12 protein-coding genes and 1 pseudogene are annotated in these 12,566 nt (G+C 67.3%); 3 read left to right on the top strand and 10 right to left on the bottom strand.

Features of this window, described 5'->3' with window-relative positions:
* Positions 1–459: 459 nt before the first annotated feature.
* Positions 460–984 carry a TetR/AcrR family transcriptional regulator gene (locus ACTWPV_RS47980; RefSeq protein WP_347650007.1) on the bottom strand — a complete coding sequence of 175 codons (525 nt, stop codon included), beginning with the start codon at positions 982–984 and terminating at the stop codon, positions 460–462.
* A gap of 174 nt (positions 985–1,158) precedes the next feature.
* On the opposite strand from ACTWPV_RS47980, the gene ACTWPV_RS47985 reads away from it, so the two are divergent.
* On the top strand, positions 1,159–1,578 hold the full coding sequence (locus tag ACTWPV_RS47985) for a hypothetical protein (protein ID WP_443156954.1): 420 nt from the start codon (positions 1,159–1,161) through the stop codon (positions 1,576–1,578).
* Positions 1,579–1,597: 19 nt separating this feature from the next.
* Here the strand turns inward: ACTWPV_RS47985 and ACTWPV_RS47990 are convergent, their stop codons facing one another.
* On the bottom strand, positions 1,598–2,254 hold the full coding sequence (locus ACTWPV_RS47990; protein WP_443156955.1) for a hypothetical protein: 657 nt from the start codon (positions 2,252–2,254) through the stop codon (positions 1,598–1,600).
* Positions 2,255–2,551: 297 nt separating this feature from the next.
* Between ACTWPV_RS47990 and ACTWPV_RS47995 the strand changes: the two genes are divergently transcribed.
* On the top strand, positions 2,552–3,340 hold the full coding sequence (locus ACTWPV_RS47995) for an SDR family oxidoreductase (protein WP_443156981.1): 789 nt from the start codon (positions 2,552–2,554) through the stop codon (positions 3,338–3,340).
* A 97-nt stretch (positions 3,341–3,437) separates the two neighbouring features.
* Here ACTWPV_RS47995 and ACTWPV_RS48000 read toward each other — a convergent pair whose 3' ends face one another.
* The 6 genes from ACTWPV_RS48000 to ACTWPV_RS48025 form a co-directional block, all read right to left on the bottom strand.
* A complete protein-coding gene (locus ACTWPV_RS48000; RefSeq protein ID WP_443156956.1) occupies positions 3,438–3,899 on the bottom strand; it encodes an ester cyclase in 462 nt (153 codons plus the stop codon).
* Between the two features lie 290 nt (positions 3,900–4,189).
* Complete coding sequence (locus ACTWPV_RS48005; RefSeq protein ID WP_443156957.1) at positions 4,190–4,696, bottom strand: methyltransferase family protein; 507 nt, start codon at positions 4,694–4,696, stop codon at positions 4,190–4,192.
* 216 nt (positions 4,697–4,912) lie between these two features.
* The gene (locus ACTWPV_RS48010; protein ID WP_443156958.1) at positions 4,913–6,550 is read right to left on the bottom strand and encodes an FAD-dependent monooxygenase; all 1,638 of its coding nucleotides are present in this window, start codon (positions 6,548–6,550) and stop codon (positions 4,913–4,915) included.
* Between the two features lie 66 nt (positions 6,551–6,616).
* On the bottom strand, positions 6,617–6,874 hold the full coding sequence (locus tag ACTWPV_RS48015) for a TetR/AcrR family transcriptional regulator (protein WP_443156959.1): 258 nt from the start codon (positions 6,872–6,874) through the stop codon (positions 6,617–6,619).
* Between the two features lie 288 nt (positions 6,875–7,162).
* Positions 7,163–8,365, bottom strand: coding sequence for an MFS transporter (locus ACTWPV_RS48020; RefSeq protein WP_443156960.1), 1,203 nt, complete (start codon positions 8,363–8,365; stop codon positions 7,163–7,165).
* Between the two features lie 1,187 nt (positions 8,366–9,552).
* Positions 9,553–10,152, bottom strand: coding sequence for a TetR/AcrR family transcriptional regulator (locus ACTWPV_RS48025; protein WP_443156961.1), 600 nt, complete (start codon positions 10,150–10,152; stop codon positions 9,553–9,555).
* 460 nt (positions 10,153–10,612) lie between these two features.
* On the opposite strand from ACTWPV_RS48025, the gene ACTWPV_RS48030 reads away from it, so the two are divergent.
* Complete coding sequence (locus tag ACTWPV_RS48030; RefSeq protein WP_347649999.1) at positions 10,613–10,894, top strand: hypothetical protein; 282 nt, start codon at positions 10,613–10,615, stop codon at positions 10,892–10,894.
* 483 nt (positions 10,895–11,377) lie between these two features.
* Here the strand turns inward: ACTWPV_RS48030 and ACTWPV_RS48035 are convergent.
* Positions 11,378–11,664 (bottom strand): annotated as a pseudogene (locus tag ACTWPV_RS48035) (transposase); the annotation flags it as partial.
* A gap of 573 nt (positions 11,665–12,237) precedes the next feature.
* On the bottom strand, positions 12,238–12,555 hold the full coding sequence (locus tag ACTWPV_RS48040) for a hypothetical protein (protein WP_443156962.1): 318 nt from the start codon (positions 12,553–12,555) through the stop codon (positions 12,238–12,240).
* Positions 12,556–12,566 lie beyond the last annotated feature (11 nt).

The following is a 12,566-nucleotide window of genomic DNA, read 5'->3' on the forward strand; positions in this document are numbered from 1 at the left end:
CGATCCGGAGCTGGACGCCCCGGCCGTACTGGACGCCGCGCTCGCCCAGCTGCGAGCGTGAACCGGTCGTTTGGCGGATTAGGCGCTACGGGCCCTCCTGCGAACCTGCGGGCATATCGAGTTTCCATCATGCCCTTGGAAAGCCCCGGAGAGGTCGACGGTGCAAACGACAACGCGCCGGACACAGTCAGCCGGGCAGGATGTCCGCAACGATCCGGACCGGCTCAGGAGCCCGGTGCGGCGCACGTCCTCCGGCTGGGCGGAGATCTCCTAGGATGAGGCGCTGGATCTGGTCGCGGACCGACCCGCCGAGATCAGGGACGAGCACGGCGCGGACGCGGCGGCGCGAGCGCCAATGATCTGACCGACCCGATGATCATCGACAGGCTCGGCGGCACCTCCGTGCTCAACGACGTGCCGGTGACGGTCGACCCGGCGGGCGAGTCCTGACCGGCGCGCTCACGACCCCGCTCGGAAGAGCGGGATTATGACCTCGTCCACGAGCTGGGTGACCAGTTCCTCGGCCGGGGCTTTGGCGCCGAACAGGAAGTGGGCGTAGATCAGTGTCGGTCCGGCGCTGAGCCGGTTCGGCGTGATCGACTCGCTGCCGATCTCGCCGCGCGCGACGGCCCGGCCGGTGACGTCGCGCATCGCGTTCATGCCCAGGCCCAGGACGAGCCGGCGCACCTCGTCCGTGCGGTCGAGATCACGGCGCCCGTCGCCAACCAGGCCACGCATCACCTCACCCGTCACGCCGGCCAGCAGTTCGGCCACGTCGAGGCAGAGCCGCAGCACGTCATCGCGGAAGCCGCCGGTGTCCGGCGGCTCGATGGCGGAGTCCAGCACGAACGCGATCGCCTCGCGCACCAGGTCCGCGCGCGCAGGCCAGCGCCGGTAGATCGACGCCTTCCCGGTCCGCGCGCGCACCGCGACACCTTCGACGGTGAGTCGCGCGTACCCGTGTTCGGCCAGTTCGGCGAGCACCGCCTGGATAATGGAGATGTGAAGTTCCTCGCCTCGGCGGCGCGGCTTTCGGCGAAAGTCGTCAGTCATGGAATAGAGGCCCTCTATCGGGTCTCCTCGTCACTCGATTAAGTCTCTTACTGATGACTCTTAAGTCTCAGGAACGGGACATCATGGCGACCGAGGAGGCAGGCAATGCGTAAGACTGGACGTGGACAGGGGACATCCACTACCAGGCAGGAGATCGTGGCCGCCGCGGACGGGGGTGCGAACCCGGCGCTGGTGCGCCGGTTCTTCGGCGGCATGGAGCAGCTGTTCAGCGCGGTCGTCGCCGAGGTGTTCCAAACGGACCGCGCGGTCGTCACCCTGCTGGACGGCCCGCGCGGCGCCCTCGGCCGACGACTGCTCACCTACGTCCCCAGCCCGCTCGCTCACGCCGTACGCGCCGAGCTCCTCGTCGCCGCCGGCCCCGACCAGCTCGCCGGCTGGGTCGCCCCGACCCTGCAGCGCTATCTCACCGGTCGGGCCCAAGCCGGCAGCCACCGAGCCGCTAGGCCGGCGTCGGCTCGGGCGGGAACCGAGGCTCCCGCCCGGCGCCCGGGCCATCACCCCTGAGCGACCCAGCGCCCGGCCGTCAGCCCTGAGCGGCGAGGACGGCTTCCAGAGCCTCCAGCGCGGCGACTGCCCTGGTGACGCCCATCTCACCGGTGAAGCGCACCGCGTCGCGGACCTCGTCCACGCTCGCGGCGGCCAGCGCCAGCTCGACGTGCCGGCGGAACGACGGGCCCAGCTCGCCGAGCGTGACATGCGCGGTCAGCGCGACGAACGCGCGCTCGCGCGCGGACAGCCGATCCTCGGTCCAGGCCCGGCCGAGGCGAGAGGCGAGAAACTCCCCCAGCCACCGGTCGGCCACCGGCACCACGGCTTCGGCCCGCTCCTCGCCGCTCCGTTCCGGGTCGACGTCGGCGGCGACCTGCAGCCCCAGCTCGGCGCCGTATCGCCGCAACGCCTCCAGCGAGCTGGCCGCGGCCGGATAGCCGGCGTACGGGGCCACGAAGCGGATCAGCGCGAGCATGTCGCCATAGGAGACGCCGTGCATGTTCATCGCCTGGACGTGCATCTTGAACGCGAGCCCGACGTTGGCCAGGCAGATGTCGTGCGCGGTGACCTGGAGCAGCTTCTCCCGCGCGCTCGTGCCCGACAGGCCGAACGTGGCACCGCCCGTCTCCAAAGCCATCCGCTCGAACTCGGCGTCCACGTCGGCCAGCGGACCACTGGGCAGCTTTGCCATGTCATCGTCCTTTCCGTCTCGGCATTACTTGCCCGGCGATGCTATGTCCCCATCTAGCGACTTTCAAGTCATTGCATGAGGATATAAACGCCATTCGACGGACCGGTCAACCGACCGATTCAGCCGCGGTCGCCCCACCTACGTTCGGACTCACCGATGGCTGACCGCCGACGAGGCTTGCGCCAGCGCCCACAGCGCTGTGCAGACGATCAGCGCCCCCATCATCGCCAGAGACTGGGCGGCTCCCGTCGGATGACAGATGCGCCACACTGAGCCGGCGGCGTTTCGTTGAGCATCATGAGGACGGAATTGCGGGGAAGAACGGTTCTGATCACCGGCGGCACCAGCGGCATCGGGCGGGCACTGGCCGAGGAACTCGACCGGCGCGGCAACACCGTGATCGTCTGCGGCCGGCGCACGGATCGGCTGACGGAGCTGCGCGAGCGACATCCGGGCATAGCCGTACATCAGTGTGATCTGGCCCTCGACGACCAGCGGCAGCAGTTGGCCGACCAGCTCGCCAAGGAATTCCCGAGCCTTGACATGGTGGTCAACAACGCCGGGATCCAGCTGAGGTCCGACGTTTCCCGGCCGATCGACCCAGCGCGGCTGCGGGCGGAGACCGACGTCAACCTGATCGCACCCACCCACCTCACTTCACTGCTCGCCGGGCAGCTGGCCGGGAAGCCGGGTGCCACCGTCGTCAACATCACGTCGGCACTGGCGTTTGCACCGCTGGTCACGGTGGCCTTCTACAGCGCCACCAAGGCCGCCGTACACTCCCTGACGATCTCTATGCGCGAGCAGCTGAAGAAACTCGGCATCCGGGTAGTAGAGGTCGCACCACCAGCGGTGGACACCGAACTCGGCAGCGACCTGCGAGACGACCTCACCGCCACGCACGGCGGCATGCGGGTCGCCGAATTCGTGACCGAGACCATCGCCGGCCTCGAAGCGGGCGCCGAAGAGATCCTCGTGGGTCTCTCCCAGCAGCTCAAGGCCGACCCGGAAGGGATGTTCGGCACGCTGAACTCAATGTTCGACCGGGGTCTTATGTTTGGTCCGGGCCAGATGTTCGGCCAGTAACGCGACCTCCAACGAAAACCCGGCTGCACCCGGCGAATCCCTCAAAACCGGGTACAGCCAGCGTCCGCGGCGGATGTACGGGCCGCGGAGACCAGAGTCAGCTCACCGTGGCGTTCGCTCGATCGCGCCAGGCGGCGAATCGGGCCGCGGCGTCGTCCGTGGGCACGCCGAGCTGTTCCCACATCTGGTTGAAGTCGTAGAAGAAGCGTTCTGTGGCGATCAGCTCGTCGCGGACGTACCAAAGGCACACGTACGGCAGCTCGAACGCGGCGCCGGTGGGCTCGATGCCAGCCAGCGGGCCGCGCATCGTCCCGGTGATCGTGCCCACCGCCATCACCAGGTCGTCGATCTCCACGAACTCGTCCATCTGCACCGCGTAGTCGGGAAACGCCCCCAGGAACGCGGTGAACTGCTGCTGGGCCTCCCGCTTGCCGTGCGAGGCCGACTGGAAGGCGACGGTCTCGAACACGACGTCCTCGTGGCACCACTCCAGGCAACCGGGCACGTCACCGCTGGTCTTCGCGGTGGAATGCGCCCGCACCACCTCTTTCGGCGTCATGGCCGCCCCCTTTTCGCTTCTCGTTGTCCGTCGACGAATAAACCGTAGGAAGCCAGGGCGGGCGACGCATCTGCCACTCGACCGGTCACCTCGGTCCTGGCCGCCGCCTCGGCGCCAGGGAAGAGGGTGACCGTCATGCAGTCCCCTCTCCCGCGTTGGCCGTGGCGTACAGCACGCTGCCGACCTCCTCCGGAATGCGGTCCGCGAACTCACGATCCACCTGCTTGATCATCTCGTCGAAGTAACGGTGCCGATGTCGGGTGCGCGGAACCCTGGCGGCGCACTCGGAGTCAGGGGCGGTATGGGCGGAGCCGCGGCCACCACCCGGGCACGGTCGCGCAGTACTTCTCGTAGTCAGCGCCGAAACGTCGGCGGAGTTTTCGCTCCTCGTAGAAACGGACGAAGAGCACCACCGGGATCGCCATACCGGCCGCATACACCAGGAGCCAACCGTTCCCGAACGCCATGGCCTGACCGACAACGGCCGCGAAGAGCCCCACGTACATCGGGTTGCGCACATACCTGTACAGGCCGCCGACGACGAGCCGATCCGGAGGCGCTGCGGGGATCGGCGTACCGAATCCCTCGACCACGAACCGGACGAATGCCTGAGCAAGGATGACGAGCCCGGCACTCAGGAGCACCACCCCCACGCCCCTGAGCGGCACCATCGCCCATGCCGGGAAGGGCTCGCGCAGCTGCCAGCGCGATATCCACCAGGGGATCAGCACAACAAACAGGCCGGGGCCCACCGCGAAGAACACCGCGCTCACCGTGGCCGCTGTCGATCTGCGCATGACCGCCTCCCCATTAATTCACCATATGATGAGATTATCTCTAGGAACGCCGCTGGTCAACGACGGGACCGTTCGGAGAAGTGCTCCGCTTGCCGACGGCTCCCGGCTTTTCGGGATGCGCTTGCACGAGAACGCGGCCGACCACGAGCCGATCGTCGACGCCTTCGAGAGAGGCGACCCGCAGGTCGGCCGCATGCTCCACGACCACTTCCTCGGTTACGCCTCCTGACCGGCGGCGACCAGCCGGCTCCGGCACCATGCTGCGACCGCTCGGATGTCGAAGCTTCTGTCGTGGGCGGCGAGGTAGCCGTCGGGCCGTATGAGCAGGACGCTGCCGTGCCGGGCGCCGAGCTTGCGGGCGAACTGGCCTGCGACGTCCACGAAGACGGGGGCGCCCATCTCGGCGGGATCGACCACCCCTTCGTCGATCACGAGGTGCGGCCGCACGGCGACGCCGTAGGTACCGGCCACGGCGGCGAAGAGAGCCGTGATCCGCCCGCGGTCCGCGACGAGATGATCTGCTTCTGCGTAGACGAACAACCCGTAGCCCGGGTCGCGCAGCACCTCGTACAGCCGGGTCGAGGGGCGGTGCGCGGTCCACAGGTCGACGTCGGGGATGCGGTCCCCGGAGCGCATCCTGCCCTCGCCCGCACCTTTGTGGGCATGACGGTAGTCCATGGCAAGCCCGGACAGGCGGCCCGCCAGGCGACGTTGCACCGGCGCTCGCCTGACCACTGTCCGGGTGACGATGCTCCGCGCCAGCCGCAGAACCGGGTTGGTGAGCGTGAAGAGGCGGAACATCTGATCGGTCCCGTGGCGCACGCTGGTGTGTACCGGATGGCGTTCGCTGTCGAAGGTGTCCAGGAGGCTTGCTGGAGCCTGGCCGCGCAGCACCATCGCGAGTTTCCAGCCCAGGTTGGCGGCGTCCTGGAGGCCCATGTTCATGCCTTGGCCCGCAGCCGGGCTGTGCGCGTGCGTGGCGTCTCCTGCGAGGAACACCCGGCCGGCGCGGATCGTCCGCACCTGCCGGCTGGGCGCCACGTATCGGGTGAGCCACATGGGGTCGCGCAGCTCGATCGTTCTGCCCGCGATGGCGTTCACGGTGTCCTGCAGTTCCTCCAGCGTGAGGGCGTCGTCGCGGGCGTGGTTCTGGCGCTCGAAATCCACGGCGAAAACGCGGACATACTCTCCCAGGAAGGGCAGGAGCGAGACGAACCCCCGCGAGGAGGTCAGGTTCGTGATCCGCGACCGTACGAGGTCCACGTCGGCCTTGACGTCTCCGATGAGGACCAGGCTGTCAAGTTGTCGACCGTCGAAGGGCAGGTTGACCAGCCGACGAACGCTGCTGTGCGAGCCGTCGGCGCCGATCAGATACCGGGCCCGCACCGGTTCCTCGCGCCCGTCCTCGCCGCGCAGCGTCGCCACCACGTGGTCCTGCCCTGGGGAGAAATCGACGAGTTCCACGCCACGCTCGATCGGGACGTCGAGATCCTCCAGGCGCCCGGCGAGGATCTCCTCGGTCTGGCGTTGCGGGAGCACCAGCATGTAGGGGAACCGCGTGTCCAGGTGACGCATGTTCACGGACACGGGTTTGCCGGTGCGCTGCAGGCTCACATCCAGTCCGGGCGCCGGATAGCCGCGTTTGACGAACTCGTCGGCGAGCCCGGCGAGATCCATGATCTCCAGTGTTCTGGCGTGCACCACGAGGGCTTTGGACAACGAGTCCCGCGTACGTTCGCGGTCAATCACCCTTACGGCGACGCCACGGTGCGCCAGCTCTCCGGCTGCCATGAGACCGACTGGTCCGGCACCGACGACGAGAACCTCGCACATCCCCTCTTCGATGTTGGTCACCGTGCGCTCCTTCGCTCTGTCTGCTATGAACTTTATGCCAACAACTGTAGGCCAACAAGTGTTGGCCTACAGTTGTTCACATGACTGGTTACGACAGCGCCTGCGTGCGGGATGGGGCGGGAACTCAGGCCTCGACGCCGAGTTCGCCGGTGAGGTAGTACTGCAGGACCGGGTGATGTCGCGGATCAGGCAACCGGCGGCCACGGAGACGACGTGGGCGAGCTCCACGACGTAGCGGACGAAGGCCACGCCGAGCAGTTGTGTGCGCACCAGACCGGCACGCCAGGACGCCTCGGCGAGGTCACAAAGGGAGGGCTCGCGCAACGAAAGCGGCGATCTGCGACTCGAAGATGGCCCTTATATGCGCGGTGGCTGCCGGGTTCGTGGCGGCCGAACGGAGCAGCAGCATGATCGCCTCGTCCCTCCCATCGTGACAGGAAGTGACCGGCCAGCACCTCACACGGCTGTTACTGCTGTTGCCGCTGTTGCGACCCTCCGCCCCGCGCTCGACACGGCCTCTTCGACGACCTTGCCACGGTCCTCCGGCTCCACGGCGGTCCCCGTCATCATCCCTGACGTTACGCGGGCGATGGGGCGATCCGGTGCGGCGAGTCACTGGGCGGGGGCGGTACCGCGGGCGTGCGAACGTCGCCATGGCAGGCCGGCGGCCAGCGCGGCCAGCGCGGCCAGGAGCCCGCAGAGAGCGAAGGTGATCCCCGGGTCCAACCCGGCGCCGGCGGCGAGGCCGACCAGTAGGAAACCGGCTCCCTGACCGCCGGTGATCCCGGCGATCGCCACGCTCATGGTCCGGCCGCGCAGCTCGGCCGGAACCCGCTGCACGAACAGCGCGTTGAGTGGGGCCGAATATCCGCAGCCGAGCCCTGCGACGAACAACAGTCCAAGCACCAGCGGCAGCGAGGGCTCGGCCGCGAGTGGCATCAGGGCCGCCCCCGCCACCACAGCGAACGGCACTATGAGCCGGTCCCGGGCTGCCGGGGACAGCCACCGGGTGAGCATTACAGTCCCCAGTGTGAAACCTGCGGCCATGGTGGCGAGGATCAGGCCCGCCAGGGACGGTCCACCACCGAGAGAAGCAGCATAAGGGTAGATGATCGCCTCCGGCGCGTGAGCGCACATCGACACCAGCCACACCAGTAGCAGGCAGTTGCGCAGCCACGGGTCCGTGAGGAGGAACCGCACACCCGTCATGATCCCGGCGTTGGATCGGGGCGGGAGTGCCCGCGGTCGCCTCCGTACGCCGATCGCGGTGAGGCAGGCGCACGCCGCGAAGGTGGCCGCGTTCACGGCCAGCGCGCCCTCCGGCCGGATGGCGAGTACGGCGAGCCCGCCCGCGGCGAACGCGGCCATCTCGCAGAGCTGGTAGGTGACCCGGTTAAGTCCGTTCGCGGTGATCGACGCCTCCCCGTCGAGCACTTCGGGAAACAACGCCGACCTGGCGGCGGTGAACGGCGCGGTGAGGATGTTGCCCGCGTAGAGCAGCACGATCAGCGCCCCTACCGGCAAACCGGGGAGGAGTAGTCCCGCGGTCGTCGCGGTCCGTAGCACGTCGCAGGCGATGAGCAGCGTGCGCCGGGGCAGACGGTCGGCCAGCGGGCCGAGCAGGGGACCCGCCACCAGCGCGGGCAGGAAGGCCGACGCGTGCGCGAGCCCTGACATGAATGCGGACCCCGTACGGTCGAAGACGAGTACGGCGACCGCGATGGCAGCGAATTTGTCGCCAATATAGGAAAGGACCAGCCCGGTGTACAGGAAGCAGAACTCCCGCACCCGGAACAGGTCTCGATATGTGACCAAGAGAGTGCCCCGGAGATGAGGAAACCTGGTGAGCGCGCCTGACAACGGGTCGCCAGGGTCGCCGTGCTCACCAGGTCGATTTTCAGTCCCCTGGTCAGGTGAGTGCATCAGACGATGGTCAGTCCCAACCGTTGGCCTTACCCATGGGGCACCTCCTTCCATGTTGACTGCCTCGCAGGAAGTTATGGGAGGTGCTTGTGCGGCGAATCTGTCGCATGACCTGCGTGCGGCACCAGATGGGCGACGAGCGCCAGCCGGGTGAGCATGAGGTCGTGCGGCGTCAACCTCGATGAGTGAGTGGCCCAGCGGCGGCACCAGGGGGTCGCTCCGCTCCGCGGCTGATCACGTGCGGTGACAAAGGTTCGGGGCCATGGAGAAACGACGAACGCGTCACGATCTGCCGTGCCCGCGCGGCAGGCGGAAGCACCTTGACATGGCCAGGGTTGGTCGGCCGGTCTGACATGCCACATCTGCCGGCTGACCGGTCATGGCTGGGAGTTCAGTATCTGATGTGAGGGGGAATGCTGACACGGCGGAAGGCGCCTCCTCTTGAACGCGTGGGATCGCGGCGTCGTTTCCGCAAACATGATCCGTCACATGATGGATCCGGCGCGTGTCGGGATGCTCACGGCGACCGTGGAAGCGCCGCTGGCGCCCCACCAAGGGCCGGTTTGAGCTGCCGTTCGCCGAGATGTGGAGGGTGTGCGACGGCCTCATCGCCAGGGAACGGCTGTTCTTCGATCTCAAACAATGTGCGCACAGCTCCGACTCCCCGCCGGCGCCGTTACCGCGCGCCTCCGCGACTGGTGCACGCGCGGTTAGGGGTCCTGGCTCGCTCGAAGGGGCGGCCACCGTGCCGGTGCAGTGTTACCGCACGCGCGTAGTGCGCCTCGGCGTCGCCGTCCTTTGGCGAGCAGGGCACGGCAGCGCTCCGCGACCGCCGTGGCCCAGGGCTGGCGCGGCTGTGCCGCCCAGCTCCGAATCACGGGTGCACTGGGCGATGACCGACGTGATGTCCCGTCGGCTGGCCCGCGCCTCCGCACCGTCGTGGCGGCCGGCATGACCAGGCCAGATGCGCAGGAAGCGAACCCCGGCACGTGGCTAACCGGCATGTTTTTTCAGTTTCGCCGAAGTGTCGCGCTGGCTGGGATGCTGCCCCGGGTACTCATGGCGCGGTGCCAGTAGCTTCAGGTTGAGCGCCTGGGCGCTCGCCCGGTGAGATAGCGCTGCAACGTCGGCGCGACCCAATCGGCGAGCTCGTCGGGATCAGCGGTGACCAGTGCCTCGGCCCGTACGGCGTACCGGGCGATCGCCAGCCCGACGAGCTGGCTGGCCGTGAGCGTCGCGCGCAGGTCGGGGTGGTCCATGCCCAGGGCCCGGATGAGCTTGACGAGCAGGTCGGCGGCCAGGAAGTCCCTGACCTGGGAGGCGGCGTGCTCGTTGGTGGCGGCCGAGCGGATGACGCCGAGCAGCGGGCCGGGGGAGTCGACGTCCCCCAGCAGGTCGAAGACGTAGCCGAGCAGCCGGCGCCCCAGGCTGGAGCGCGGACCGTCCAGCAGCATGACGACCGTGCGGTCCGGCTGGAACACCTCCGCGACGACCGCGCTGAACAGCTGGTCCTTGTTGCCGAAGAACCTGCGTACGAGTGCGGGGTCGACGCCGGCGTCGGCGGCGACCTGCCGTACGCTTGTGCCGTCGTAGCCGCTGGAGCTGAACGAGCCGGCAGCGGCGGCCACGATCTCCTGCCTGGTGGTCGATGTCCCGGGGCGGCGTCCCGTCTTACGCATGGTCTCCTCCTCGAGATCTATCGTATATCCCCTTGCTGTGACCAAAAAGTCCCCCAATAAGGACTTCATCGCGAATGACGGGAGCTGGCAGCCGAGCTGATCGCCGTACGGCTCGGCGGCGCGCCTGGACAACGCTATCGGCCTCGCCCGTCCCCAACCTCGTCTTCCGAGGTGCCCCAGACGGCCCGGGCGCATCGGCGACACACACCTGGCCATTGACAGACGTCGCGCTCCCTGCATTGTCGTGCGAAGCGCACATCTATCGGGCAACCGGTCCTCGGGCTTCGTGGGTACGTCATCGGAACATCGTGCCCGTGGCACCTGGCCGTCGCGCGCATGTCTCCTGTTGATGACTTTCTAGCAGCGGTGGTATATCCTCGTACGAGGACTTGTAGGTCAATAGATGGGGACTTATTTCGTGAATGCCTTGATTCGCAGGTACAGCAGGGGTGCCGGCACCATGGAGGACCTGATGCACCGGGTCGAGACCCAGTTCGCCAGCCAGCTTTCGGGCGAGGACGGTTCGGCGGAAGTGAGGGTGCCCGAGGGCATCGCCGCCTACTACGCCATCGCCGCCGACGATGGGACGGTGGTCACCGTCACGCTGTTCGAGACCGAGGAGCACGCTCGCCGTGCCGGTGCGGGCGCGGAGCGCATCCGCCAGGCGCTGGCCGACTTTCAGGTCGAGGAGCTGGGCACCGTGACCGGGGAGGTGGCGATCGCCAAGGTCGCCCGCGTGTAGAGATGTGAACCCGTCCGGCATTGATGGGGGCTCCTGCTGTCCATCAAACCCGGACGGGTTCAAACCACTGTGCCCGGACCGCCACGACTACGCCGCTTGCCGCCTCTTCCAGGGGCCTTTGGGCGTCTCCCCCGAGCTTCGCACCCCCAGCGGGCAGGACCCGTGGACGCACGTCGGGGCGGGGACCGATCTCGAACACTGATCAGGGACTACGCACCCGGCATAACCGGCCTCCAATCTGCGAGTTCACTCGATATGCGCGACTTCGTGTCGCACCACTGAGGAAGAGCTACACCCAAAGCGATTCGCCGACTCGCTCCGCCGACGCCTGGCCAAGCTCGGCGGCCTGGCCCTCAAAGACCGCGTGGGCGGCGCCGTTACCGGCCGAGCGGCGCTTCCATGCCTCAGGCGGGGCGTGGGCGGTCGCGGTGCTGGCATGGATCTGCCCGCCCCACCCCTTTCCGATCCACTGGTGCTTGGGCACCGCGACCACATAGCTGAGGTGGCGCTTCTAGGAAGTGCCGGAACGTGAACTCCATGCCGTATGCCTCATCGGCCGTGACCCACGGTACGCCCGTCTCCAGAGCGCGGGTGAGCATCAACCGGGCCAGTACGGGCTTGGCGGCGAACAGCACCTCTTCGCCGATGCCGGCCTGCACGCACCGAGCTCGATCATCGGTCCAGGACTTCGGCAGACACAGTTCAGCATCGATCAGCCCTCGGCCCGATGGGAAAGCGTACGCGAGGAAGACGCCCGGCTGGCAGTCCTCCGCTGCGAACTGGCAGGACCGCGACGGTGCCAAGACCGCGCTGCTGTCGGCGTACCCGACCACTCCAATCCGGCACGTGTTTGCCGATCAGGGGCTCGCCGGTCGGCTGGTGAACTGAGTCCGCGACACCCTGCGTACCACGTTGGAGATCGTCCGTAAGCCCGCTGATCAGCGAGGGTTCAGCGTCATCGCGCGACGTTGGGCGGTGGAAGAGACACCTGTCTGGCTGACCGCTTGTCGCCGTCCGGCCCGCGACTGCGAACGGGACCCAAAGGTCGCCGAAGCGATCATCCGCTGGGCCGCCACCGCCGGTATGGACCGCTGTCTCACCAGGAGTGGTCCTGCTCGGCGAGCGGCCAGAATCGTCTGCGACTGACGAAGATGACCAATCTCGAATGGACCCAAGATAAACCACCTTATCCGCCGCCGAATCTGTCAAGCGGCCCCGAAATTCGGCGTCGACAACATGGCAGAGTACGACACCGAGGGTCCGTACGTGCAGGCGGCCCCACGGGAAATTCCGTGGGGCCGCCTCAGTCATCAGCAGTGACTGAATACCACTGCAAGGGATCGTCATTTCTCCTGAGAGCCGACTTCAAGATATTGCTGGTACAACTGTCGGGAAAGCGCTGCATATGCATGCAAGTTGCGTGCGGATTCCCGAACCTCGCGACCACCCGTCGCGATCATTCTCTCTGCATGGAGCATGATCTTGTCCAGATAGGACAATACGTCGACCATTGGGGGAGTAAAGGTTCCGTGGTCCACCAGATTTGCCACCGACAACAGATACTCATCTGACACCAGCAGGTCGGTTCTAAGGTCTATGGTTTCTTCATCCACTCCCTTTGGGGGGCGCATGAGCTGTTTCCATAGGCTGTAGGAATCCATGAAGTCCATCT

It is taken from the genome of Nonomuraea sp. KM88, assembly GCF_052245635.1.
Taxonomy (GTDB): domain Bacteria; phylum Actinomycetota; class Actinomycetes; order Streptosporangiales; family Streptosporangiaceae; genus Nonomuraea.

Excerpts from the sequence above, each read along its gene's own strand:
- ACTWPV_RS47985 (WP_443156954.1), top strand. The coding sequence starts at position 1,159 with ATGCGTAAGACTGGACGTGGACAGGGGACATCCACTACCAGGCAGGAG.
- ACTWPV_RS47990 (WP_443156955.1), bottom strand. The coding sequence starts at position 2,254 with ATGGCAAAGCTGCCCAGTGGTCCGCTGGCCGACGTGGACGCCGAGTTC.
- ACTWPV_RS47995 (WP_443156981.1), top strand. The coding sequence starts at position 2,552 with ATGAGGACGGAATTGCGGGGAAGAACGGTTCTGATCACCGGCGGCACC.
- ACTWPV_RS48005 (WP_443156957.1), bottom strand. The coding sequence starts at position 4,696 with ATGCGCAGATCGACAGCGGCCACGGTGAGCGCGGTGTTCTTCGCGGTG.
- ACTWPV_RS48025 (WP_443156961.1), bottom strand. The coding sequence starts at position 10,152 with ATGCGTAAGACGGGACGCCGCCCCGGGACATCGACCACCAGGCAGGAG.
- ACTWPV_RS48030 (WP_347649999.1), top strand. The coding sequence starts at position 10,613 with ATGGAGGACCTGATGCACCGGGTCGAGACCCAGTTCGCCAGCCAGCTT.
- ACTWPV_RS48040 (WP_443156962.1), bottom strand. The coding sequence starts at position 12,555 with ATGGATTCCTACAGCCTATGGAAACAGCTCATGCGCCCCCCAAAGGGA.
- ACTWPV_RS48000 (WP_443156956.1), bottom strand. The coding sequence starts at position 3,899 with ATGACGCCGAAAGAGGTGGTGCGGGCGCATTCCACCGCGAAGACCAGC.